18 protein-coding genes and 2 riboswitches are annotated in these 24,290 nt (G+C 71.0%); of the genes, 9 read left to right on the top strand and 9 right to left on the bottom strand.

Annotation, left to right across the window (positions count from 1 at the left end):
- The first annotated feature begins 83 nt into the window (after positions 1-83).
- From IT072_RS13230 to IT072_RS13220, 3 genes are read left to right on the top strand one after another with little or no spacing between them, the layout of a single operon-like run.
- Entirely contained in the window at positions 84-1,055 is a 972-nt protein-coding gene (locus IT072_RS13230; protein WP_223357307.1) for a carbohydrate ABC transporter permease, read from the top strand.
- Positions 1,048-1,887 carry a carbohydrate ABC transporter permease gene (locus IT072_RS13225; RefSeq protein WP_223357305.1) on the top strand — a complete coding sequence of 280 codons (840 nt, stop codon included), beginning with the start codon at positions 1,048-1,050 and terminating at the stop codon, positions 1,885-1,887. Before IT072_RS13230 ends, IT072_RS13225 begins: the two co-directional genes overlap by 8 nt.
- The gene (locus IT072_RS13220) at positions 1,884-3,818 is read left to right on the top strand and encodes a glycoside hydrolase 5 family protein (protein WP_223357303.1); all 1,935 of its coding nucleotides are present in this window, start codon (positions 1,884-1,886) and stop codon (positions 3,816-3,818) included. Before IT072_RS13225 ends, IT072_RS13220 begins: the two co-directional genes overlap by 4 nt.
- 96 nt (positions 3,819-3,914) lie before the next feature.
- Here the strand turns inward: IT072_RS13220 and IT072_RS13215 are convergent, their stop codons facing one another.
- The gene (locus tag IT072_RS13215; protein ID WP_223357301.1) at positions 3,915-5,369 is read right to left on the bottom strand and encodes a helix-turn-helix transcriptional regulator; all 1,455 of its coding nucleotides are present in this window, start codon (positions 5,367-5,369) and stop codon (positions 3,915-3,917) included.
- Positions 5,370-5,501: 132 nt separating this feature from the next.
- Here IT072_RS13215 and aceA point away from each other — a divergent pair, with 132 nt between their 5' ends.
- Together aceA and aceB are read left to right on the top strand one after the other, a co-directional pair.
- On the top strand, positions 5,502-6,821 hold the full coding sequence (gene aceA, locus IT072_RS13210; protein ID WP_223357299.1) for an isocitrate lyase: 1,320 nt from the start codon (positions 5,502-5,504) through the stop codon (positions 6,819-6,821).
- Between the two features lie 32 nt (positions 6,822-6,853).
- Positions 6,854-8,488, top strand: a complete 1,635-nt coding sequence (gene aceB, locus IT072_RS13205) for a malate synthase A (RefSeq protein ID WP_223357297.1) — start codon at positions 6,854-6,856, stop codon at positions 8,486-8,488.
- 25 nt (positions 8,489-8,513) lie between these two features.
- Here aceB and IT072_RS13200 read toward each other — a convergent pair whose 3' ends face one another.
- The 7 genes from IT072_RS13200 to IT072_RS13170 form a co-directional block, all read right to left on the bottom strand.
- Positions 8,514-9,083 (bottom strand): carboxymuconolactone decarboxylase family protein, encoded by a 570-nt coding sequence (locus tag IT072_RS13200; RefSeq protein WP_223357294.1) that lies wholly within the window; start codon positions 9,081-9,083, stop codon positions 8,514-8,516.
- A gap of 131 nt (positions 9,084-9,214) precedes the next feature.
- The gene (locus tag IT072_RS13195; protein WP_442786806.1) at positions 9,215-10,690 is read right to left on the bottom strand and encodes an MDR family MFS transporter; all 1,476 of its coding nucleotides are present in this window, start codon (positions 10,688-10,690) and stop codon (positions 9,215-9,217) included.
- A 156-nt stretch (positions 10,691-10,846) separates the two neighbouring features.
- Positions 10,847-11,998 (bottom strand): cysteine desulfurase family protein, encoded by a 1,152-nt coding sequence (locus tag IT072_RS13190; RefSeq protein ID WP_223357292.1) that lies wholly within the window; start codon positions 11,996-11,998, stop codon positions 10,847-10,849.
- Positions 11,995-12,855 carry a carboxylating nicotinate-nucleotide diphosphorylase gene (gene nadC / locus IT072_RS13185; RefSeq protein ID WP_223357290.1) on the bottom strand — a complete coding sequence of 287 codons (861 nt, stop codon included), beginning with the start codon at positions 12,853-12,855 and terminating at the stop codon, positions 11,995-11,997. The genes IT072_RS13190 and nadC overlap by 4 nt, the downstream gene beginning before the upstream one ends.
- Positions 12,849-14,411 carry an L-aspartate oxidase gene (gene nadB, locus IT072_RS13180; RefSeq protein ID WP_223357288.1) on the bottom strand — a complete coding sequence of 521 codons (1,563 nt, stop codon included), beginning with the start codon at positions 14,409-14,411 and terminating at the stop codon, positions 12,849-12,851. Before nadB ends, nadC begins: the two co-directional genes overlap by 7 nt.
- Before the next feature lies 1 nt (position 14,412).
- A complete protein-coding gene (gene nadA, locus IT072_RS13175) occupies positions 14,413-15,702 on the bottom strand; it encodes a quinolinate synthase NadA (protein ID WP_374758268.1) in 1,290 nt (429 codons plus the stop codon).
- Between the two features lie 5 nt (positions 15,703-15,707).
- Positions 15,708-16,433, bottom strand: coding sequence for an NUDIX hydrolase (locus IT072_RS13170; RefSeq protein WP_223357284.1), 726 nt, complete (start codon positions 16,431-16,433; stop codon positions 15,708-15,710).
- Between the two features lie 137 nt (positions 16,434-16,570).
- Positions 16,571-16,666, top strand: a riboswitch (glycine riboswitch).
- Position 16,667: 1 nt separating this feature from the next.
- Positions 16,668-16,776: riboswitch (glycine riboswitch) on the top strand.
- A 65-nt stretch (positions 16,777-16,841) separates the two neighbouring features.
- Between IT072_RS13170 and gcvT the strand changes: the two genes are divergently transcribed.
- Genes gcvT through gcvP form a run of 3 tightly spaced genes read left to right on the top strand, consistent with a single transcriptional unit; the run spans position 16,842 to position 21,330 of the window.
- Positions 16,842-18,026 (top strand): glycine cleavage system aminomethyltransferase GcvT, encoded by a 1,185-nt coding sequence (gcvT, locus tag IT072_RS13165; protein WP_223357282.1) that lies wholly within the window; start codon positions 16,842-16,844, stop codon positions 18,024-18,026.
- Position 18,027: 1 nt separating this feature from the next.
- A complete protein-coding gene (gene gcvH, locus IT072_RS13160; protein WP_223357280.1) occupies positions 18,028-18,399 on the top strand; it encodes a glycine cleavage system protein GcvH in 372 nt (123 codons plus the stop codon).
- Positions 18,400-18,414: 15 nt separating this feature from the next.
- A complete protein-coding gene (gene gcvP / locus IT072_RS13155) occupies positions 18,415-21,330 on the top strand; it encodes an aminomethyl-transferring glycine dehydrogenase (protein WP_223357278.1) in 2,916 nt (971 codons plus the stop codon).
- 25 nt (positions 21,331-21,355) lie between these two features.
- On the opposite strand, the gene IT072_RS13150 is transcribed toward gcvP, so the two are convergent.
- Positions 21,356-22,150: a CPBP family intramembrane glutamic endopeptidase gene (locus IT072_RS13150; protein ID WP_223357275.1), complete on the bottom strand. Its 795-nt coding sequence runs from the start codon at positions 22,148-22,150 to the stop codon at positions 21,356-21,358.
- Positions 22,151-22,431: 281 nt separating this feature from the next.
- On the opposite strand from IT072_RS13150, the gene IT072_RS13145 reads away from it, so the two are divergent.
- Entirely contained in the window at positions 22,432-24,222 is a 1,791-nt protein-coding gene (locus IT072_RS13145; RefSeq protein WP_223357273.1) for an ABC transporter family substrate-binding protein, read from the top strand.
- Positions 24,223-24,290: the final 68 nt, after the last annotated feature.

Here is a 24,290-nt window from a genome sequence, read left to right as displayed (position 1 = left end):
CGTCCGCTCGGCGGCCGGGCGGGCCTCCTGCCCGGCCGCCGAGCGACGACCCCTCGACGCCTTCTCGACCCCGAAGGAGACCCATGTCGACGACGACATCCGTCCGCACCGGACCCGCTCCGGCGGCCGCCCCCGCGAAACCGCGCCGGCGTCGCCCCAAGGGCTGGTGGCTGCCGCTCGTGCTGCTGGCCCCGGCCATCATCTTCGAGCTGGTGATCCACGTCATCCCGATGCTCACGGGAATCTGGATCAGCTTCCTCCAGCTCACCAAGTTCTTCATCGCCAATTGGAGCGAGGCGCCGTTCGTCGGCTTCAGGAACTACCAGGTGGCGCTCGATTTCAACACGTCGATCGGCGCCGGGCTGCTGAAATCGTTCCTCATCACGGTCGCCTTCACGATCCTCGTGGTCGGTCTCTCGTGGGGCATCGGGATGGCCGCGGCCGTCGCCCTGCAGGGGAAGTTCCGCGGTCGCGGGTTCTTCCGCACGCTCTTCCTCGTGCCGTACGCGCTGCCGCTCTACGCCGGCATCATCACCTGGAAGTTCATGCTCCAGAAGGACACCGGCGCAGTCAACCACTTCCTCTTCGACAACCTCGGGCTGCCGGGAGCCAAGCCGTTCTGGCTGATCGGCGACAACGCCTTCTGGTCGATCGTGATCGTGGCGATCTGGCGGCTGTGGCCGTTCGCGTTCCTGATGCTGATGGCCGGGCTCCAGTCCATCCCTGACGAGGTGTACGAGGCCAGCGCGGTCGACGGCGCGAAGCCGTTCCGGCAGTGGCGAGCGATCACCCTGCCGATGCTGCGGCCGGTCAACGCGGTGCTGCTGCTCGTGATGTTCCTGTGGACGTTCAACGACTTCAATACGCCGTTCGTGCTGTTCGGCAACGCCCAGCCGCCCTCCGGCGACCTGATCTCGTTCCACATCTACAACGCGTCCTTCCTCACCTGGAACTTCGGGTCGGGCGCGGCGATGAGCGTACTGCTGCTGATCTTCCTGCTCATCGTGTCCGGCCTCTACCTCGTCGTGCTGAACCGGAGGAACCGCAATGCGTGAAACCGCGTCGTCCAAGGTCTTCCGCTGGGTCGTGATCGTCGTGCTGACGCTCTTCACGGCCGTACCGCTCTACGTGATGATCACGTCGTCGCTCAAGCCGCTGTCGGACGTGCAGGGTGCGTTCACCTGGTGGCCGACGAACATCACCTTCCAGCCGTTCATCGACATGTGGACGACCGTGCCGCTCGCGTCGTACTTCGTGAACAGCCTCATCGTGGCGAGCTCGGCGACCATCCTGAGCCTGATCATCGCGGTGTTCGCCGCCTACGCTGTCTCCCGTTACCGGTTCAGAGGCCGCAGCGTCTTCACGACCACGGTGCTCTCGACCCAGATGTTCCCGGGCGTCCTGTTCCTGCTGCCGCTGTTCCTGATCTTCGTGAACATCAACCAGGCGGTCGGCATCCAGTTGGTCGGCACGCGCTGGGGCCTCGTGATCACCTACCTGACCTTCGCGCTGCCGTTCTCGATCTGGATGCTGGCCGGCTACTTCGACGGCATCCCGCGCGACCTCGACGAGGCCGCCATGGTCGACGGCTCCGGTCCGATGGGCGCGCTGTGGCACGTGGTGCTGCCCGCCGCGAAGCCGGGGCTGATCGCGGTCGCGATCTACTCGTTCATGACGAGCTGGGGGGAGGTGCTGTTCGCCTCCGTGATGACGACGGACGAGAACAGGACCCTCGCCGTCGGGCTGCAGCTGTACTCCACGCAGACCAACGTGTACTGGAACCAGATCATGGCGGCCTCGCTCGTGGTGTCGATCCCGATCGTCGTGGCGTTCCTGCTCCTGCAGCGCAGCTTCGTCGCCGGGCTGACGGCGGGGGCGGTCAAGTGAGTGCCGAGCGTCCGTCGCCCGTCCTCTCCGTGGAGGGTGCGCCCGCGATCTGGCTCGGCGCCAACTTCTGGTCGCGGTCGGGCGGCCCGCTGATGTGGACCCGCTACGACCGGGAGGTCGTGCGCCAAGAGCTGCGCGTCCTCGCGGACCACGGGCTGAACATGACCAGGTCGTTCTTCTACTGGCCCGACTTCCATCCCGCGCCCGACACGCTCGACGAGCAGTGCGTGGCGAACTTCGCGGACTTCCTCGATGCGCACACGGACGTGGGGATGACGACCGTGCCCACGTTCCTGGTCGGGCACATGTCCGGCGAGAACTGGGATCCGGTGTGGCGGGAGGGTCGCGATCTGTACCGTGATGTGTGGTTCGTCGGCCGCCAGGCCTGGTACGTGCGCGAGCTGACCGCGCGTTTCGCCGCGCATCCCGCCGTGGCCGGCTGGCTGCTGACCAACGAGGTGCCCATCTACGGCGGGGAGGCGCCGCGTCCGATCGTCGACGCCTGGGCCTCCCTGCTGGTGGACGCGGTGCGTGCGGGAGGCGGCACCCAGCCGGTCGCGGTCGGCGACGGCGCGTGGGGCATCGAGACGACCGGGCACGACAACGGATTCTCCGTGGGCGACCTCGCCGGCTTCACCGACTTCGTCGGGCCGCACGTGTATCGGATGGAGACCGACCAGCTCCGCCAGCACCTCAAGGCCGCCTACGTCGCCGAGCTCTGCGCCGGGACCGGCCTGCCGGTGGTGATGGAGGAGTTCGGCGTGACGAGCGACTTCGTCGCCGCCGACGGGGCGGCCGCCTATTACCGCCAGCTGCTCCACTCGACGCTGCTCGCCGGCGCGACGGGGTGGATCGCCTGGAACAACACCGACTACGACGATCTCGCGGACCAGCGGCCGTACTCCCACCATCCCTTCGAGATGCACTTCGGCATCACCGACCGTGCCGGCGCGCCCAAGCCGCCGTTGCTCGAGCTCGCCCGGTTCGCCGCCGACCTCGCGGCGATCGACCTGCCGAACGCGCGCCGCTCCGCGGTGGACGCCGCGCTCGTCGTGCCCTCGCATCTGGCCGCCGATTACCCCTTCACGCAGGAGGAGGAGCGGGCCCACATCGTCGCGACGGGCGAGCAGGCCTACCTCGCGGCGCACGAGGCGCACGTCCCGGTCGCGGTGGTCCGGGAGCGAGAGGACGGCGGCCTGCCGGAGGGGTACGGCCTCTACCTCCTGCCCTCGGTCAAGCAGCTGTGCGCGACCTCCTGGCTGCAGCTGGAGGAGCTGGCCCGCGACGGCGCGACCGTCTACGCGTCGTACGCGCACGGCGGGAGCGGCGTCCAACGGGGGCCCTGGTGGGCGAACACGGAGGCGCTGTTCGGGGTGCGGCCGGCGAGCGCATACGGCCTCGCCGAGCCGGTCGAGGACGAGGTCGTCACTCTGCGGCTCACGGAGGCGTTCGGGACGCTCCCGGCCGGCGTGACTCTGTCGTTCCGCCCGGCGGGCAACGAGAACGGCCGCACGTTCCTCCCGGTGGTCGCGTCGTCCGGGCGGGTGGTCGCCGTGGACGGCCACGGCCGCCCGGCGATCGTGGTGCAGGAGCACGGCCGCGGCCGCGCGGTGCTGTGCACCTACCCGCTCGAGTACTTCGCGTCCGAGCTCGCGCGCGTGAACCCCGAGGAGACCTGGCGGCTGTACGACGCGCTCGCCGCCGTCGCGGACGTGGAACGCGACGTGCGCCTCGACGACCCGCTCGTCTTCGTCGACAGTCTGGTGCACGAGGACGGCCGCCGGTTCGTGGTCTTCCTCTCCGAGCATCCGGAGCCGGTCACGGTGCGCCCGGAGACGGAGGGCGAGCTGCGGACGCTGGACGGAGAGCCGGCCCCGGACGTCGCCCTGCCGCCGTACGGCGTCGCCCTCCGTCTGCTGCGCTTCGACTGACGTCGCAGCGCTCGACACAGGGGTCGCATCCCGCCGCTCTCACCTCCGCATTCCGGCGGAATGCGACCCCGCTGCGGGCGCGTCGCGTGTCGGGAGTCACGCCGGCGCGTGCCGCTCCAAGAAGTCGTAGACCTCGGTCGAGTCGACGCCCGGGAACGTCCCGGTCGGCAGCGCCGCGAGCAGGGACGTCGGCGTGCGCGCGGCCGGCCAGGCCTGCCCCTCCCAGCGGTCCGCGAGCGCACCGGACGGCCGCCGGCAGCACGACTCCTCCGGGCAGCGGGAGACCGCGCGGTGGGCGGTCTCCCGCCCGCGGAACCACTTCACGTGCGCGAACGGCACGCCCACGCTGATCGAGTAGTCGCCCTCCTTGGCCTTCTCGATGCGGGAGGTGCACCAGTACGTCCCGCTCGGGGTGTCCGTGTACTGGTAGTACGGGCTGAAGCGGTCCTCGACATCGAAGACGGTGCGGGCCGTCCAGCTGCGGCACACCGGCGTTCCCTCGATGGCGCCGAGCGCGTCCGAGGGGAACGCGACCGCGTCGTTCTCGTACGCCTTGATGATCGTGCCCGACTCGTGCACCTTCATGAAGTGCACCGGGATGCCGAGCCGTGCCGTCGCGAGGTTGGTGAAGCGATGTGCGGCGGTCTCGTAGGGCACCGCGAAGGCGTCGCGGAGATCCTCCATCGAGATGCGGCGGAAGTTCTTGGCCTCGGTCAGGAACGCGACGGCATCCTTCTCGGGCAGCAGCAGCGCCGCCGTCAGGTAGTTGGTCTCGACGCGCTGCCGCAGAAATTCGGCGTAGTTTCCGGGCTCGTCGTGACCGAGCAGCTGGGAGGAGAACGCCTGCAGGATGGGGGAGCGGGAGTCGCGGGAGGCCGACTGCTCGGTGGGGAGGTAGATGCGGCCGTTGCGCTTGTCCGTCACCGAGCGGGTGGAGTGCGGCAGGTCGCCGACGTAGTGCAGGGAGTACCCGAGGTGGTCGGCCATGTCGGCGACGGTCTGCTGCGAGACCGGGCCGCCCGTATGACCGACGGCGCCGAGCAGCTCGGCCGCGATGCCCTCCAGCTCGGGGAAGTGGTTGTCCCGCGCGCGCATGGTCGCGCGCAGCTCGGCGTTGGCACGGCGGGCCTCCTCCGGGGTCGCGGCGCGCTCCCGGTGCAGGCGCTCGACCTCCTGATGCAGCGCCAGGATCGCCCGCAGGGTGGCATCGGGGACCGCCTTGGAGACGCGGACCGGGTCGATCCCGAGGGCGCCGAACACGGTGCCCCGCTGGGCGCGCTCCACGGCGATCTCCAGCGCTGCGCGCTCGTCGGGGGCCTCCGGGGCGAGCAGGTCGTCGACCGTGACGCCGAGCGCCGCGGCGATGGCGCGCAGCTGGGGGAGGCGCGGCTCCCGGTTGCCGTTCTCGATGGTGGAGACCTGCGACGGCGCGCGGTCGATCGCCGCGGCCAGGGCCTCCAGGGTCATCCCTCGTCGCGTGCGCGCCGCACGGATACGCCGCCCGAGGGTGAGCGCGTCCGCCGCCAGGTCGTCGTCGACCGTGTCTGTCATGCAGGCCATGGTGACACTGTCGCGAAGTTCTGGCAAACAGAAGAACCGCTGAATTTCTGTCGACGGATCCGGTCGCGGCCGGTGACGACGGTCGCAGGATCGTCTCAACCGATCCGACCGATGGAGGTCACGATGAGCACCGCAGCCCACCCCGAGCACCGCCCCGGCGACACGACGCAGACCGCCGCCGCGCTCCAGCTGGAATGGGACGCCGACCCGCGCTGGTCCGGCATCCGCCGCGACTACACCGCCGCCGATGTCGTCGCGCTCCGCGGCCCCGTCCGTGAGGAGCAGACGCTCGCCCGTCGCGGCGCGGAGCGGCTCTGGGAGCTGATCCAGCGCGACGGCGCCGGTCCCGACGCGCAGTGGGTCGCCGCCCTCGGCGCACTCACCGGCAACCAGGCTGTACAACAGGTGCGCGCCGGGCTCGAGGCCATCTACCTCTCCGGCTGGCAGGTCGCGGCCGATGCGAACCTCTCCGGCCAGACCTACCCCGACCAGAGCCTGTACCCGGCCAACTCCGTCCCGGCCGTCGTGCGCCGCATCAACAACGCGCTGCTGCGGGCGGGCCAGGTCGAGGGCGTCGACGGCGCCGTGTCCGACTGGATGGCGCCGATCGTCGCCGACGCGGAGGCCGGTTTCGGCGGCCCGCTCAACGCATACGAGCTCATGCACGGGATGATCCAGGCCGGCGCGGCGGGCGTGCACTGGGAGGACCAGCTCGCCAGCGAGAAGAAGTGCGGTCACATGGGCGGCAAGGTCCTCATCCCGACCGGGCAGCACATCCGCACCCTCAACGCCGCGCGGCTCGCCGCCGACGTCGCGGGAGTCCCGACCATCGTCATCGCCCGCACGGACTCGCTGGCCGCGACGCTGCTGACGAGCGACCACGACGAGCGCGACCGCCCCTTCCTGACCGGCACCCGCACCGCCGAGGGGTTCTACGAGGTGACCAACGGCATCGACCCCGTGATCTCGCGCGGGCTGGCGTACGCGCCGTACGCCGACCTCCTCTGGGTGGAGTCGGCCGAGCCCGACCTGGAGCTGGCCCGTCGCTTCGCCGAAGCGATCCACGCGCGGTACCCGGGCAAGAAACTCGCCTACAACTGCTCGCCGTCCTTCAACTGGCGCTCGCACCTCGACGACGACACCATCGCGCGCTTCCAGCGGGAGCTGGCGGCCATGGGCTACGCCTTCCAGTTCATCACGCTGGCCGGCTTCCACGCCCTCAACCACTCGATGTACACGCTCGCCCGCGACTACGCCTCGCGGCAGATGAGCGCCTACGTCGACCTGCAGGAGGCCGAGTTCGCCTCCGAGGCCGACGGCTACACCGCCACCCGCCACCAGCGGGAGGTCGGCACCGGCTACTTCGACCGCGTCGCGACCGCGCTCAACCCCGACAGCGCCACCCTCGCCCTCGTGGGATCCACCGAACAGCACCAGTTCTGACCGGCTGGCGCACTGACCAAGGAGACACGACCATGATCGAGATCACCGGTCCGACCGTTCCCGGCTCGGACGACATCCTGACCCCGGAGGCCCTCGGCTTCCTCGACCACCTGCACCAGGCGTTCGCCGCCCGTCGCCAGGAGCTGCTCGCCGAACGCCAGCAGCACCGCGGCGAGGCCGGCAACGGGCGCGACCCGCGCTTCCTGAGCGCGACGGCCGCCATCCGCGAGGACCCGACCTGGCGCGTCGCCGGAGCCGGGCCCGGCCTCGACGACCGCCGGGTGGAGATCACGGGCCCGACCGACCCGAAGATGGCGATCAACGCCCTCAACTCCGGTGCCCGCGTCTGGCTCGCCGACCAGGAGGACGCCACGAGCCCGACCTGGAGCAACGTCGTCGGCGGCCAGCGCACCCTGCGCGACGCCGTCCGCGGCGAGCTGGAGTTCACGAGCCCGGACGGCAAGGAGTACCGCGTCACCACCCCGCTCGAGCACACGCCGACCATCGTGATGCGCCCCCGCGGCTGGCACCTGGTCGAGAAGCACCTCGCGTTCACCGACCGCGCCGGGCGCACCGCCCCCGCGAGCGCCGCGCTGACCGACTTCGGTCTGTACTTCTGGCACAACGCCCAGGCCCTGGTCGACGGCGGCCGGGGGCCGTACTTCTACCTGCCGAAGCTCGAGTCGCACCTCGAGGCCCGCCTGTGGAACGACATCTTCGTCTTCGCGCAGCAGCGCATCGGGATGCCCGTCGGCACGGTCCGTGCGACCGTGCTGATCGAGACGATCCCCGCCGCGTTCGAGATGGAGGAGATCCTCTACGAGCTGCGCGACCACTGCGCCGGGCTGAACGCCGGACGCTGGGACTACATCTTCTCGATCATCAAGACCTTCCTCGGCCGTGGCCGTCGCTTCGCGTTCGGCGACCGGGACCGGATCACGATGACCGTCCCCTTCATGCGCGCCTACACCGAACTGCTCGTCGCGACCTGCCACAAGCGGGGCGCGCACGCCATCGGCGGCATGAGCGCCTTCATCCCGAATCGCCGCGATCCGGAGGCCACCGAGCGGGCGCTCGCCAAGGTCGCCGAGGACAAGCGCCGCGAGGCCGGCGACGGCTTCGACGGCACCTGGGTCGCCCACCCCGACCTCATCCCCACCGCGCTCGCCGAGTTCGACGCGGTGCTGGGGGAGCGGCCCAACCAGGTCTCCCGGCTGTGCCGGGAGGTGTCGGTCAGTGCTGCGGACCTGCTCGACGTGACCACCGCCGACAGTACGGTCACCGACGCCGGGGTGCGCTCCAACGTCTCGGTCGCCCTCCGCTACATCGCGGCGTGGCTGGGCGGCACCGGCGCCGTCGCCATCGACGGGCTCATGGAGGACGCCGCCACCGCCGAGATCTCCCGCTCCCTCCTGCGCCAGTGGATCGACAACCGGGTCACGACAGCGGAAGGCACCCCCGTCGACCGGGCTCTCGTCCAGGGGATCCTCGACGAGGAGGTGGCCCGGCTGCGTTCGGCCGACGGCGACGACCACTACACCGAGGCCGCGGACATCCTGCGGGAGGTCTCCCTCGGCGAGGAGTTCCCGACGTTCCTGACCATCCCGGCCTACGCCCGTCACCTCGTGGACACGCCGGAGCCCGCGCGGCTCGCGCTGGCGGGCTGAGGCCGCCGCCCTGCTGGTGCCGCCGTCAGAGCGGTGCCAGCAGGGCGCCGCGCAGCCGATCGCTCAGGCCGGGAGGGACATCCACCGCGACCCCGAGCGCTTGGATCGCCCGGCTGAAGTAGTTGCGAGCGGCGGCGGCGAGCGTGATGTCCACGATCTCCCGGTCGGTGAATCCGACCTCCCGGAGTCGCTGTGCGTCCGCCTCCGTCATGTCCGGCGCGTCGGTGCTGATGCGCTCGGCGTGCTCCATCATCGCGACCTCGGCGGCGCTCAGATCGGCGTGGCGGTAGTCCCTCGCGATGGCTTCGAGCTGCTCCTCGTCGATGAGGGTCCGCATCCGGTTGCCGTGGGCGAGCCGGCAGTGCGCGGAATGGCCGCCCTGTGCGGCGGCCAGTGTGACCAGCTCATAGCGGCGCAGCCCGAGTGGGGAGGCGATCGCGCGGATCAGCTGCTCCCAGGCCCGGTACGCCTCGGGGTTGACGGCCATGACCCGCGTGTGCTCGGGGACGTAGCCGATGGTGCGCTCGTCGTCGGCGTAGATCTCGGCGACATCACCTGTCGCCTCGCCCGGTTCGGTGGTCTGGATGATGGACACGGCTGCCTCCTCGTGACGCCCCGACCCGCCCATGATGCCACCCGGCGTCCCGTCTGGCTACGGGTCCCGAGGTTCACGTCGTGGCCCTCATTCGGCCGGAATAGCGGCCACGACGTGAACCTCGATACGGGTCAGTGCGCGAACGTGCCCTCGGGCAGCGCGTCGGCCGGTTTGCTGATGAAGAAGGAGCCGACGATCGCGAACAGCGAGATGATCGCCGCGGCCACGAACGCCAGCTTGATTCCACCGGCGGTGGCGGCGTCCAGGGAGGCCCCGCCCGCCGAGAGCGCGGCGGTCTGGGCGGACAGCACCGCGACCAGCAGGGCCGTGCCGGCGGCGCCGCCGACCTGCTGCACGGTGCCGACGATCGCGCTGCCGTGCGAGTACAGGTGCGGTGGCACGGCGCCCAGTCCCGCCGTGAACAGCGGGGTGAACATGAGGGCCAGGCCCAGGCTCATCACGACGTGCGCGGCGAGGACCATCGGCACCGGGGTGTGCTCGCCCACCAACGTCAGCGACCACAGCGCGAGGCTGACCAGGATCGAGCCGGGCACGACGAGGACGCGCGGGCCGAACCGGTCGTAGAGGCGGCCGACGAACGGTGCCGCGAGGCCCATCACCAGCCCGCCGGGGAGGAGGAGCAGACCCGTGGACAGCGTGTCGAGGTGGAGCACGTGCTGCAGGTAGAGCGGCAGCACGATGATCACGCCGAACATCGCCGCGGTGCTGATCGTCATCAGGACGATCGATACCGTGAACACGGGGGAGCGGAAGGTGCGGAGGTCGAGCAGCGCCCGGTCGCTGCGCTGCAGGATCAGCTGGCGCAGGATGAACGCGGCCAGGCCGGCCACGCCGACCGCGAGCGAGATCCAGAGCGCCGGGCCGGCCGACGTGCCGCCCGACTCGCCCGACAGGCTGAGACCGTAGACGAGACCGCCGAAACCGAGCGCGGAGAGCACGACCGACAGCACGTCGATGCGGACCTTCTGCGTCTCGGTGACGTTCTCGACGAAGCGCATCCCGATGAGCAGCATGACCAGCGCGATCGGCAGCACGATGAGGAAGATCCAGCGCCAGGCCAGGTAGTTGAGGATGAACCCCGAGATGGTCGGGCCGATGGCGGGCGCGACCGAGATGACGATGGAGACGTTGCCCATCGTGCGGCCACGCTTCGCCGGGGGTACGAGCGTCATCAGTGTCGTCATCAGGAGCGGGAGCATCATCGCCGTGCCGGACGCCTGGATGACGCGCGCGCCGACCAGCACCGCGAAGCCCGGGGCCAGCGCCGCGGTCAGGGTGCCCAGCGAGAAGAGGGACATCGCCGTGATGAACATCGCGCGGGTCGTGAACCGCTGCAGCAGGAACCCGGTGATCGGGATCACGATCGCCATCGTCAGCATGAACGCGGTGGACAGCCACTGCGCGGCCAGGGCGTCGATCTTGAGGTCGTCCATCAGCTTCGGGATGGCGACCGTCATGATCGTCTCGTTGAGGATGACGACGAACGTCGCGGCGAGGAGCAGCCAGATCACGCGGTTGTTGCGGCGCTCGACCCGCGGGTCGGCGGCGGCCTCCGCGGCGGCGGCCGTCACCACCGGCTCGGTCACCGCGGGCGCGGCGGGCTCGGCGAGGGCGTCGGGCACAGGTGAGGTCTGCTCAGTCACCGGTCAACAGTATCCGTGACCGCGGACATCCGGGGTTTCGCGCGGGTAAACGATCCCGCCGTTCACTGACCGCGAAACCGGGAATAGAACGGGCTCCGGTCAGCGGCCCAGTCCGCGCACGGCACGCACCGCGTCGCCGACGGCGGGCGCGACCGCGGCGAGCTCTGCCGCCCCGACCTCCGGCCCCCACGAGAAGCGGACCGCGGTGCGCGCGAGGTCCTCGGGATATCCGAGGGCGAGGAGCACGTGCGAGGCGTCCTCGCTTCCGGCGGCGCAGGCGGACCCGCTCGAGGAGACGATCCCGTGCCGTTCGAGTTCGAGCAGTACGGCCTCCCCGTTGGTGCCGGGGAAGACGAACGACGCCGTGCCCGGGAGGCGCCGGGCCGGATGCCCCGTGAGCTGTGCATCGGGCGCGGCGGTCAGCACGGCCGCGATGAAGGCGTCCCGTGCGCTCGTCGCGGCGGCGGCGTTCGCCGCGCGACCCTCCACCGCCAGCCGTGCCGCGGCGGCGAGGCCGACCGCGCCCGCGACGTTCTCCGTCCCCGAGCGGCGCCCGCGCTCCTGGCCTCCGCCGTGCAGCACCGGCTCCAGCGGGATGCGGCCGCGCACGAACAGTGCGCCGATGCCCTTGGGCGCGCCGATCTTGTGGCCAGAGACGCTCAGCGCGTCGACCCCGAGCTCCCGGACGTCCAGCGGCAGCCAGCCCGCCGCCTGCACCGCGTCGGTGTGGAAGGGGATGCGGTGCTCGTGCGCGAGCGCGGCGAGCTCGGCGATCGGCTGCACCGTTCCGACCTCGTTGTTCGCGAGCATGACGCTCGCGAGGGTCGTGTCCGGACGCAGCGCCGCGGCGAAGGCCGCGGGGTCGACGAGGCCGTCCGCGCCGACGGGCACCATCGTCGCCTCGAAGCCGTGCAGCCGAACCAGTTGGTCGACCGACTCCAGCACCGCCTCGTGCTCGATCGGCGTCGTGACGATGTGGCGTCCGCGCGGGGACGCGAGGGCGATCCCCTTGACGGCCAGATTGTCCGCCTCCGTGCCGCCGGAGGTGAAGACGACCTCGGACGCGCGGCACCCGAGCCACGTCGCGACGGTGGCGCGCGCGTCGGCGAGGGCGCGCGCGGCGGACTCTCCGACGGTGTGATGACTGGACGGGTTGCCGAAGTTGCCGGTCAGGTACGGCCACATCGCCTCCAGCACCTCGCGGCGAACCGCGGACGTCGCGGCCGCGTCGAGGTACAGCCCGCCGGTCACGGCGACTCGACCACCACGTCCAGGCCTAGGTCGAGCGAGCGCACGCTGTGCGTCAGCGCGCCCGACGAGATCACGTCGACCCCGGTCTCGGCGATGGAGCGCACGGTCGCGAGGCTCACGTTGCCGCTGGCCTCGACGATCGCGCGTCCGCCGACCAGGGCGACGCCCTCGCGCAGCTCGTCGACCGTGAAGTTGTCGAGCATGATCGTGTCGACCCCGGCGGCCAGCACCGCCTCGATCTGATCGATGCGGTCGACCTCGACCTCCAGGTGCGTCGTGTGCGAGAGCTGCGCCCGCACCGCGAGCAAGGCGTCGGTGACGCTGAGGCCGGACTGCGCCGTCAGCACCGCGAGGTGGTTGTCCTTGGCCATGACGGCGTCGGAGAGCGAGTAGCGGTGGTTGTGGCCGCCGCCGGCGCGCACGGCGTGGCGCTCGAAGGCACGCAGTCCGGGGGTGGTCTTGCGCGTGTCGACCACCCGCGCGGACGTCCCGGCGACCTCGGCGACGAATGCGGCGGTGAGGGTGGCGATGCCGCTCATCCGCTGCACGAAGTTCAGGGCGACCCGCTCGCCCTGGAGCACGGAGCGGGCGGGTCCGCTCACCGTCGCGAGCACGTCGCCCGCCGCGAACTCCTCCCCGTCTGCACGTTCCAGGATCACCTCGACCGCTGGGTCCGTGAGCGTCATCGCGGCGGCGAAGACCTCGCCGCCGGCGAAGGTCCCCGGCTCGCGCGCGACGAGCCGGGCGGTCGCGTATGCCGTCTCGGGAATGAGGAGCTGGCTGGTGAGGTCGCCCCAGGGTGCGTCCTCCACGAGGGCGGCCCGGACGGCGGTCTCGATGATCTGGCGGGTCAGCATGCGAGGGCGGCTTTCTGCACGTGCGCGACGGGCAGGAGCACCGTGTGCCGCGCGGGAGGGTCGGCGGGGGCGGGGAAGTCGGAGCGGAAGTGGGCGCCGCGCGACTCCTCGCGGGCGAGGGCGGCGGCGACGACGAGACGCCCGACCTGCAGCAGGTCGCGGTCCTCGCCGGGTTCGGGATCGGCGGTGGCGGCGAGCTCCGCGGCGGCCTTCGTGAGCCCGGCGCGGTCGCGGTGGACGCCGGCGGCGTCCCACATCAGACGCTGGAGCCGCGCGCGCTCGAACCGCATGCCCGGAACGGCATGCTGGTCTTCGGCTGTGCCGTCGGGGTGGGGCGAGGACGACGGTGCCGTCGCGACGGACGCCTCCGCGATCCACTCCGGGGCGGCCTCCCACGGTCGCCCGATCGCACGGGCTGCGCGGTGCGCGAAGACCAGCCCCTCGAGCAGCGAATTCGACGCGAGCCTGTTCGCTCCGTGCGTGCCGGTGCACGCGACCTCGCCGACGGCGAAGAGACCGGGAACGGTGGTGCGGCCGCTGGTGTCGGTGGCGACGCCGCCCATGGCGTAGTGCGCGGCCGGGGTGACCGGCACCGGTTCGCGCGCCCAGTCCATCCCGGCCGCCCGGCACGCGGCGTCGATCGTGGGGAAGCGGCGTGCGAGGAACGCGGCGCCGAGCGCGGTCGCGTCCAGCACCACAGGAGCGCCGCCCTGTGCGGCCATCTCGACCGCGATCCCGCGGGCGACCACGTCGCGCGGGGCCAGCTCGGCGTCGGGATGCACGTCGAGCATGAACCGCTCGCCGCGCGCGTTGCGCAGCACGGCGCCCTCGCCGCGCACGGCCTCCGACACCAGGAACGACCCGGGCACAGCCAGTGCGGTGGGGTGGAACTGCACGAACTCCAGGTCGGCGATGGCCGCTCCCGCCCGCCAGGCGGCCGCGACGCCGTCGCCGGTGGCGACGGCGGGGTTGGTCGTGTGGGCATACAGCTGTCCGAGGCCGCCCGTCGCGAGGACGACGGCGTCCGCCGCCACCTCCTGCACGGCGCCGTCGGCTCGGCGCACCAGAACCCCCGCCGCTGCGCCGTCACGCATCACGACATCGAGCAGGAAGGCCTGCTCGACGATCCGTGCGGCGGAGGAGCGCACAGCGGCGACGAGCGCCCGCTCGATCTCGGCGCCCGTGGCGTCGCCCCCCGCGTGCAGCACTCGCGCACGGGAGTGCGCCGCCTCCAGGCCGCGGGCGAGTCCGTCGCCGTCGCGATCGAACCGAACACCGAGGTCGATCAGCTCGCGGATGCGCTGCGGGGCGTCCGCGCAGAGCGCGTCCACGGCTTCGAGCACGGCGAGGCCGGCGCCGGCGCGCAGCGTGTCGGCCGCGTGCGCGGCCGAGCTGTCGTCCGGGAAGAGCGCGGCGGCGATCCCGCCCTGGGCGTACCGGGTGTTGCTTTCGGCGAGCACGGCCTTGGTGACCAGCACGACCTCGTGGTCGTGCGCCGCATCGAGCGCCGCGACCAGGCCGGCGATCCCGCTGCCGACGACGACCACACGTGCCACGTCAGGCCGCCATGGTCGTGTCCGGCCGCGCCGCGAGCATCCGCTCCAGCGCGACGCGGGCGGGCTCGGCGACCTCGGCCGGCACGCTCACCTGGTTGAGCACCTCGCCGCGGACGAGGCCCTCCAGCACCCACGCCAGGTAGCCGGGGTGGATGCGGTACATCGTCGAGCACGGGCAGACGACCGCGTCGAGGCAGAAGATCGTGTGCTGCGGGAACTGCGCCGCGAGCCGTTGGACGAGGTTGATCTCGGTCCCGATCGCGAACGTCGATCCGGCGGGCGCCGCCTGGATGGCCTTCACGATGTAGTCTGTCGAACCGTACTCGTCGGCCGCGTCGACGACGTCCATCGGGCACTCGGGGTGCACGATCACCCGGACGCCGGGGAACTCGGCGCGGGCGTGCTCGATCTGCCCGACCGTGAAGCGCTTGTGCACCGAGCAGAAGCCGTGCCAGAGGATCACGCGGGCGTCCTGCAGGGTCTGCTCGTCCGTCCCGCCCCACGCCTTGCGCGGGTTCCACAGCGGCATCTGCTCCAGCGGCACGCCCATCGCCTTGGCGGTGTTGCGGCCGAGGTGCTGGTCGGGGAAGAAAAGGACCCGCTGCCCGCGCTCGAACGCCCACTGCAGCACGGTCGCCGCGTTGGAGGAGGTGCAGACGATCCCGCCGTGCTCCCCGCAGAAGGCTTTGAGCGCCGCCGACGAGTTCATGTACGTCACCGGGATGACCGGCACACGCCCCTCCGCATCCGGCTCCGTCCCGTACAGCTCCTCGAGCTGCTCCCAGCACTCCTGCACCGAGTCGAGGTCGGCCATGTCGGCCATCGAGCACCCGGCGGCCAGGTTCGGGAGGATGACGCGCTGGTCGGGGCGCGACACGATGTCGGCGGTCTCGGCCATGAAGTGCACTCCGCAGAACACGATCGCCTCCGCCTCCGGACGCGCCTTGGCCGCATTCGCCAGCTGGAAGGAGTCGCCCACGAAGTCGGCGAACTGCACGACCTCGTCGCGCTGGTAGAAGTGGCCCATCACCGCGACGCGGTCTCCGAGTGCGGCCTTGGCGTCCAGGATGCGCGTGTGCAGCTCGTCGGCGCTCGCCGTGCGGTACTCCTCCGGCAGCTCGCCTTGCCGCGGTGCGAGTGCGGGGATCGGGTCGGCCATCGAGGCGCCGGGCCCGTACGACGGGGGAGCGGAGTCGAAGTTCCAGGGCGCCTCGACGAGGTCGGGCGTGCAGGTCGCGCCGTCGACCTCGCCGCGGGCGATGAGCTGGATGGTCGTGTCGACCGAGGCGATCGTGGTCATTTCTCTCCTCCGAATGGATGCTGCTGGCGCGGCAGTGGGCCCGCGTCGGCGAGGTCGATCGAGTCGTTGTACCGGTAGAGCCGCGGGGGGCGGTGCGGTGTGCCGGTCAGGTATTCGTCCGTCGCCTCCACAGTGCCGGAGGCCTCGATCGTGCGGCGGAAGTTGGCGGGGTCGAGCGCGCGCCCGAGGACCGCCTCGTGCACCTCCCGCAGCTGGGCGAGGGTGAAGCGCTCGCCCAGGAAGGCGTGGGCGATGCGGGAGTACTCCATCTTGGTGCGCAGCCGCCAGAGGGCGTACTCCGCGATGAGCTGGTGGTCGAAGGCGAGCGGCGGGAGGTCGTCGGCCGGGAACCAGCGCACGTTCTCGCCGACGCTCGCACGCTCGGCCTCCTCCGAGCGCACCAGCGCCCAGTAGACGATCGAGACGACGCGTTCGCCGGCGGGGGAGCGGGAGGTGTCGCCGAAGGCGTACAGCTGCTCCAGGTACCGCGGGGTGAGGCCGGTCGTGTCGCTGAGGGTGCGGGCGGCGGCGAAGGCGAGATCCTCCTCGCCGTGCAGCGGCCCGCCGGGGAGCGCCCAGCGGCCCTCGAACGGATCGCGGATGCGGCGCACCAGTGGCAGCCAGACCTGGGGAAGGCCGCCCGTCGCGTCGTCCGTGCGCAGGGCGAAGATCACCGTGGAGACGGCGAGCATCACGCTCGGCCTCTGGTGCTCCCCTGCCATCGCTGCTCCCGTTCGGACGGAACCGCTACTAAAAGTCATTCTGACTCTAACTTGACCCATCTTAGTGTCAGATCGACCAGAACACCAAACCGCCGCGTCCGTTATGCTGGCCCCATCCAACTGAACACAGGGCCGACGAGGTCGATGCGGGAGAGTCGCGCGCGCGAGCGTGGCGACACCGAAGGAGCAATCCTCCCCGACAATCTCTCAGGTACGCGTACCGCATCGGACTGGCCACTCTGAAAAGCAGGACGGCGACCGCCGTCCTCGCCCACGGTGAAAATCGGCGGCGCCCGCGCGGGTGCTCGCCGGTGAAACTCTCAGGCCGGATGACAGAGGGGGAGTTCTTCCCGTCAGCGGGCGACCGCTGCGACAGCCCCCGGCCGACGGCCGGCGATCGGAGAACTCATGACCTCGCAGGACGACCGGCCGCACGACGGCGGACGCACGTCGCCCCTCCACGACGCCCACGCCGCCGCGGGCGCCTCCTTCACAGACTTCGCCGGGTGGCAGATGCCCGTGCGCTACTCGAGCGACCTCGCCGAGCATCACGCCGTCCGCACCGCGGCGGGGCTGTTCGACCTCTCCCACATGGGCGAGATCGTGCTCATCGGGCCGGAGGCCGGGGAGGCCCTGGACTACGCGCTCGCCGGCAAGCTCTCCGCTCTCGCGATCGACCAGGCGAAGTACTCGCTGCTGCTCTCGCGCGCCGGCGGGATCGTGGACGACCTGGTGGTCTACCGCACCGGCGACGACCGCTTCATGGTGGTCGCCAACGCCGGCAACCGCGACGTCGTCGCCGAGGAGTTGCGCGAGCGCACCGCCCCGTTCGATGTCGAGGTCTACGACGAGAGCGACGACATCGCCCTGATCGCGGTGCAGGGGCCGGCGAGCCTGTCCATCCTGCTCGCGACCGAGGGCTTCACCGTCGAGGGCGGCGACATCGCCGAGCGCCTCACCGCGCTCAAGTACTACTGGAGCGTTCCCGCCGAGTTCGAGGGCCACCAGGTCCTCATCGCGCGCACCGGCTACACGGGTGAGGACGGCTTCGAGCTGTATCTCGCGCCCGACGAGGCGCGCACCCTGTGGGACGCCCTCCTGGAGGCCGGCACCGAGCAGGGCCTCGTGCCCGCCGGTCTCGCCAGCCGCGACACCCTCCGTCTGGAGGCCGGGATGCCGCTGTACGGTCACGAGCTCGGCCTCGACACCAAGCCGGCGTCGGCCGGCCTCGGCCGCGTCGTGAACCTCGCGAAGGACACCGACTTCATCGGCCGCGCCGCCAGCGAGGACGGCCCCCACCCCGACGCCCGCGTGCTCGTCGGCCTGACCGGCCAGGGGAAGCGCGCCGCCCGCGCGGGCTACCCGGTGGTCGCCGCCGCCCCCGACGGCGCGGACGAGGAGGTGGGCGTCGTCACCTCCGGCGCCCTCTCGCCGACCATCGGCGTGCCCATCGCGATGGCCTACGTCGCGCCCCGGTTCGCCCGTCCCGGGACCGAGCTGCACGTCGACGTGCGCGGCACCCGCCTCCCGTTCACCGTCACCGCCCTCCCCTTCTACCGCAGGAAGACCGACTCCCCACGAAAGGACGGCTGACATGGCCGCAGAGCAGGACCTCAAGTACACCGCCGAGCACGAGTGGCTCCTCGTGGAGGGCGACGTCGCGACCGTGGGCATCACCTCCTACGCCGCCGAGAAGCTGGGCGACGTCGTCTTCGTCGAACTGCCGGCGGTGGGCAGCTCCGTCGCCGCCGGTCGTGTCGTCGGCGAGATCGAGTCGACGAAGTCGGTCGGTGAGCTGTTCGCGCCCGTCGACGGCACCGTCACCGCCGTGAACGACGCCGTCGTCGATTCCCCCGAGCTGGTCAACAGCGACCCGTTCGGCGAGGGCTGGCTCGTGAAGGTCTCCTTCACCGAGCTGCCCGCCCTGCTCGGCTACGACGAGTACGCCGCCCTCACGGGCGAGTGAGGCTGTTCCCCGCACATGACTGAACTCTTCCAGGCGCGCCACATCGGGACCGACGGCGACGCTCAGCGCACCATGCTGTCCGCACTCGGGGAGGCGCACGCGCGCTCGTACTCCTCCGTCGAGGAGGTCGTCGCCGCGGCCGTGCCCGCCGGCATCCGCGTCGACCCCGCCTACCGGCCCGCGCTGCCGTCGCCCGCGAGCGAGCGTGCCGCGCTCCGCGAGCTGCGGCAGATCGCCTCGCGCAACACGGTCAACCGCTCGCTGATCGGCCTCGGCTACTACGGGACCATCACCCCCGCGGTCGTCAAGCGGAACGTGCTCGAGAACCCCGGCTGGTACACGGCGTACACGCCCTACCAGCCCGAGATCTCGCAGGGACGTCTGGAAGCCCTGATCAACTTCCAGACGATGGTCGCCGATCTCACGGGGCTCGACACCGCGAACGCGTCGATGCTCGACGAGGGCACCGCCGTGGTCGAGGGGATGCTGCTGGCCCGGCGCGCCTCCAAGGCCGCGTCCGCGCGGTTCGTCGTCGACGTGGACACTTTCCCGCAGACCGTCGCCCTGCTCCGCAACCGGGCGGAGGCCGTCGGCATCGAGCTCGTCGTGCGCGACCTCGCGTCGACGGCCGCCGATGCCCCGGAGCTCTCCGACGCCTTCGGTCTGTTCGTGCAGTACCCGGGGGCGTCCGGGCGCGTCTGGGATCCGTCCGCCGTGATCGCGACGGCCAAGGCCGCCGGCGCCGTCGTGGTGGCGGCCGCCGACCTGCTCGCCCTCACGCAGCTCCGCTCGCCGGGAGAGCTCGGCGCCGATGTCGCGGTGGGCACGAGCCAGCGCTTCGGGGTGCCGATGGGGTTCGGCGGCCCGCACGCCGGCTACATGGCCGTCCGCTCCGGACTGGAGCGTCAGCTGCCCGGCCGCCTCGTCGGCGTCTCGCAGGACGCCGTGGGCAAGCCGGCCTACCGCCTCACCCTGCAGACCCGCGAGCAGCACATCCGCCGGGAGAAGGCCACCTCCAACATCTGCACCGCGCAGGTGCTCCTGGCCGTCATGGCCGCGATGTACGCCGTCTATCACGGCCCGCGCGGGCTCCGCGCGATCGGCCGCCAGGTGCACGCGAGCACCGCCGCGGTCGCAGAGCTGCTGCGCGCCTCGGGCGTCGAGGTGGTGTCCCGGTCGTTCTTCGACACGCTCCAGGTCGCCGTCGACGACGCGTCCGGCGTCGTCGAGCGCGCCCACGCACGCGGGCTGCTGCTGCACGCCACGGACGCGGGCCTGGTCTCCCTGAGCGTGGACGAGGAGGTCGCCGCCGACCTGCGCGACGGCGTCTTCCCCCTCGCGGACCTGATCGAGGCCCTCGGCGGCACGGTCGACGGCGAGCCCGCGCTGTCGCTGCCGTCCGCCGCGTCCTTCGACTCCGCCCTCGAGCGCCGCTCGGAGTACCTGACCCATCCGGTCTTCAACACCCACCACTCCGAGACCGCCATGATGCGCTACCTGCGCCAGCTGCAGGACCGCGACTACGCGCTCGACCGCGGCATGATCCCGCTCGGCTCCTGCACGATGAAGCTCAACGCCGCCACCGAGATGGAGGCGGTCACCTGGCCGGAGTTCGCCGCTCTCCACCCGTTCGCCCCCGCGGCGGACGTGAGCGGCTCCCTCGAGCTGATCGACCAGCTCGAGGCCTGGCTCGCCGACGTGACGGGCTACGACACCGTCTCCCTGCAGCCCAACGCGGGCAGCCAGGGCGAGCTCGCCGGCCTGCTGGCGATCCGCGGCTACCACCGTTCACGCGGGGATGAACAGCGCACGGTCTGTCTCATCCCGCAGAGCGCGCACGGCACGAACGCCGCCTCCGCCGTCCTGGCCGGGATGCGCGTGGTCGTCGTCGCGACCGACGGGCTCGGCAACGTCGACCTGGACGATCTCCGCGCGAAGATCGCGGAGCACGCCGAGACGCTCGCCGCCCTCATGATCACCTACCCGTCGACGCACGGCGTGTACGAGCACGAGGTCGTGGCGATCACCTCCGCCGTCCACGACGCCGGGGGACAGGTCTACGTCGACGGCGCCAACCTCAACGCCCTGCTCGGCTACGCGCGGTTCGGCGACTTCGGCGGCGATGTCAGCCACCTCAACCTGCACAAGACCTTCTGCATCCCGCACGGCGGCGGCGGTCCCGGCGTCGGCCCGGTCGCGGCGAAGGCGCACCTCGCGCCGTTCCTGCCCGGCCACCCGCTCGCGCAGGACGCCACGCACGTCCTCGCCGGCGGAGGACGGGTGGAGCACGGCGGCGCGCCGGTCTCGGCCGCGCCGTACGGCAGTCCGAGCATCCTCCCCATCAGCTGGGCGTATGTCCGCATGATGGGCGCCGAGGGTCTGCGGGACGCGACCGGTGCTGCTGTGCTCGCCGCCAACTACGTCGCCGCGCGCCTGCGCGACCACTTCCCGGTGCTGTACGCGGGCGAGGACGGCCTCGTAGCGCACGAGTGCATCCTCGACGTCCGCCCGCTCACCGAGCGCACGGGCGTGACGGTGGACGACGTGGCGAAGCGCCTCGTCGACTACGGCTTCCACGCGCCGACGATGTCGTTCCCCGTCGCGGGCACGCTGATGGTGGAGCCGACCGAGAGCGAGGACCTCGCCGAGCTCGACCGCTTCGTGACGGCCATGATCGCGATCAAGGCCGAGGCCGACGCCGTCGCCGACGGGGCCTGGCCCGTCGACGACAACCCGCTGCGCGGAGCGCCGCACACGGCGGAGTCCGTCGTCGCCGCCGACTGGGACCACCCGTACACGCGCGAGCAGGCCGTCTACCCGGTCCCGGGGCTGGTGCGCGGCAAGTACTGGCCACCGGTGCGCCGCATCGACCAGGCCTACGGCGACCGCAACCTGTTCTGCGCCTGCCCGCCGCCGGAGGCGTTCTCCTGAGTCGCGGCCGTCGCCCGGTGGCCCGTCACGCGAAGATCGCGGGCCACCAGGCGACGGCGAGCGGATAGCCGACGAACGAAACGATGTCGATGACGACGTGCGCGATCACCAGGGGCATCGTCCGGCCCCAGCGCGTGTAGCACCAGCCGAAGACGACGCCCATGACGGCGTTGCCGATGAACGGGCCGAAGCCCTGGTAGAGGTGGTAGCTGCCGCGCAGCACCGCAGCACCCAGGATGATCGTCCAGGTGCCCCAGCCGAGCTGGCGCAGCCGGGTGTAGAGGTACCCGACGACGATGACCTCCTCCTGCAGCCCGGCCCGCAGCGCCGCGAGGATCAGGACCGGCACCGTCCACCAGTGGGTGGTGAGCGACGACGCCTCGACGGTGACGGTGATGCCGAGCACGCGCGTGAGCGCGAAGAACAGGATGCCCGGGATGCCGATCACCAAGAAGAGCAGCCCGCCCCGCCCGAGGTCCTGCCAGGGCCGGGTGGCGTCCAGGCCGATCCGCCGGAACCCGCTGCGCCCCGGCTGCCAGAGGAGGAAGATCACCAGTGCGACGGCGAACAGCGGGAACAGGTTGCCCAGCACCTGGTACACGACGTCGAACAGCTCCCGGCTCGACTGCGACGGGTTGACCTGGGCCACCTGGTCGGCCAGCGCTTGCGACCGCGTGCTCTTGTCGACGATGTCGACGATCGCGTAGATCGCGGACTGCCCGAGGGACAGCCCCAGAACGATCGCGATCTCCCACCACAGCCGCGCCCGGCCGGGCCGCTCGACGGGCACCTCGCCGGTCCAGGTCGGTTCACTGCTCATATGTGCATCCTGCCAGCCCCGAGGCCGCGCCGCCGGGGGAGTCCCGGAAGCGTCTGAGAGCGTTCGAAGGCCGTGGAAGCGCTTGAAATCGTGCATGCGACGACGCTTTCCGGGTGTTTCGGGCGGGGGTGCGCAAGATTCCGCCGACTGAGTTACCACTGTGTAACGTTTTCGGGCCTCATTTTGCATTGATGGCGTGCGCTACCTAGGGTCATTCTTATCGAGCGCGGCCTGGGCACTCTCGCACGCCTGTGCCGCGCACACTTCGCACAGGAGGAACATTGCACACCAAGGGAAGAAAGGTCAGGTTCGCGGTCAGCGCGGTCGCCGTCGCAGGCGTCGCCGCACTCGCCCTCTCCGCCTGCACCACGTCCGGGAGCACCGGCGGTTCGACCGCTGCCAAGGGCGGCACCGTGACGGTCGCCGTCGTGAACGACCTGACCTCGCTCAACTCGCAGACCCCCCAGGGCAACCTGGACACCAACGGCCAGGTCGGCTACCTCGATGGATCGTACGGCTCCGGCTTCCAGTACATCGACAACAACTACAAGATCGTCCACGACGACTCGTTCGGCACGTTCGAGAAGACCTCGGACGACCCGCTGACTGTCAAGTACACGCTTCCCAAGGACGCCAAGTGGTCCGACGGCCAGCCCGTCACCGCCGACGACATGGTCCTCGGCTGGGCCATGCAGTCCGCCTACTACGACTCCGCGACCCTCGACCCCGACTCGGGTGAGGTCAAGTCGGGCACGCAGTACTTCACCCCGGCCGCCGGAACCGCCGGCATCGACCAGACGTCGTTCCCGACCATCGGCGACGACAACCACTCGATCACCCTCAAGTACGCGAAGCCCTTCGTGGACTGGGAGCTCTTCAACCCGATCGCGCAGCCCGCGCACATCGTGGCCAAGAAGGCGGGCCTCTCGTCGGCCGCCGACCTGACCAAGCTGCTCAAGGGCCTCCCGAAGGGCGACCCGTCGAACCCGGCCGCTCCGGACGCGACGCTCAAGAAGGCCGCCGACTTCGTCAACACCGGCTACGACATCACCGCGTTCCCGACCGACAAGGACCTCCTCGTCGCCTCCGGCCCGTACGTCGTGTCCAGCTGGACCCCCGGTCAGTCGATCACCATGACGAAGAACAAGTACTTCTGGGGCAAGAACAAGGGCAACGTCGACAAGATCGTCTTCCGCATCATCCCGGACCCGAGCGCCCAGGTCACCGCTCTCCAGAACGGTGAGGTCGACATCATCAACCCGCAGGCCTCGGCCGACACGCTCACTGCGCTCAAGCAGACGAGCGCGAAGGTCCTGACCGGCGACCAGGCGTCGTACGACCACCTCGACCTCAACTTCGGCTCGCAGACGTTCGCCGACCCGAAGGTGCGCGAGGCGTTCCTCAAGACGATCCCGCGTCAGCAGATCCTCGACTCGATCGTCACCCCGGTGAACTCGAAGGCCAAGGTCCTGAACTCGCAGATCTGGCTGCCGAACCAGTCGGAGTACGCGGACGCGGTCAAGAGCAACGGCTCCGACGCCTACGACAAGGTGGACATCGACGGCGCCAAGGCCCTGCTGGCCGGCGCGACCCCGACAGTCCGCATCCTCTACAACACGAACAACCCGAACCGTGTCGACGAGTTCCAGGCCATCCAGGCCTCGGCCTCCAAGGCCGGCTTCAAGATCGTCGACGCCGGATCGCCCGACTGGAGCAAGCTCCTGCCGGGTGGCGACTACGACGCCTCGCTGTTCGGCTGGATCAGCCCGGGTGCCGGCACCTCGCAGATCCCGCAGCTGTTCACCACCGGTGGCGGCGGTAACTACAACCGCTACAACGCGATGAACGATGTCGCGGTGCAGACCCAGACCACCCTGGACAAGGACGAGCTCACCAAGCTCGAGCTGCAGATCGACACGGCCACCTTCAAGGACGGCTACGGCCTGCCGCTGTTCCAGCTGCCCGGCGTCTTCGGCGCCAGCGCTCGCGTCGAGGGCGTGAAGTACATGGGCAACCAGACCGGTCCGTTCTGGAACTTCTGGGAGTGGTCGGTCAAGTCCTCCTCGAAGTAACACCTCCGACAGCGAGAGTGCCCGGGTGAACCCCGGGCACTCTCCTGCGGCGGGGCGTCGGCTCTCCG

This window comes from Leifsonia sp. ZF2019, from assembly GCF_019924635.1.
Classification (GTDB): Bacteria; Actinomycetota; Actinomycetes; order Actinomycetales; family Microbacteriaceae; genus Leifsonia.
Note: the sequence above shows the minus strand (reverse complement) of the source record. Positions and strands in the feature narration are given on the sequence as shown.

Coding starts and splice junctions, on each gene's coding strand:
- gcvH (WP_223357280.1), top strand. CDS start 18,028: ATGGCCGCAGAGCAGGACCTCAAGTACACCGCCGAGCACGAGTGGCTC.
- aceA (WP_223357299.1), top strand. CDS start 5,502: ATGAGCACCGCAGCCCACCCCGAGCACCGCCCCGGCGACACGACGCAG.
- aceB (WP_223357297.1), top strand. CDS start 6,854: ATGATCGAGATCACCGGTCCGACCGTTCCCGGCTCGGACGACATCCTG.
- gcvT (WP_223357282.1), top strand. CDS start 16,842: ATGACCTCGCAGGACGACCGGCCGCACGACGGCGGACGCACGTCGCCC.
- IT072_RS13230 (WP_223357307.1), top strand. CDS start 84: ATGTCGACGACGACATCCGTCCGCACCGGACCCGCTCCGGCGGCCGCC.
- IT072_RS13215 (WP_223357301.1), bottom strand. CDS start 5,369: ATGACAGACACGGTCGACGACGACCTGGCGGCGGACGCGCTCACCCTC.
- IT072_RS13170 (WP_223357284.1), bottom strand. CDS start 16,433: ATGGCAGGGGAGCACCAGAGGCCGAGCGTGATGCTCGCCGTCTCCACG.
- IT072_RS13225 (WP_223357305.1), top strand. CDS start 1,048: ATGCGTGAAACCGCGTCGTCCAAGGTCTTCCGCTGGGTCGTGATCGTC.
- nadC (WP_223357290.1), bottom strand. CDS start 12,855: ATGCTGACCCGCCAGATCATCGAGACCGCCGTCCGGGCCGCCCTCGTG.
- IT072_RS13150 (WP_223357275.1), bottom strand. CDS start 22,150: ATGAGCAGTGAACCGACCTGGACCGGCGAGGTGCCCGTCGAGCGGCCC.
- gcvP (WP_223357278.1), top strand. CDS start 18,415: ATGACTGAACTCTTCCAGGCGCGCCACATCGGGACCGACGGCGACGCT.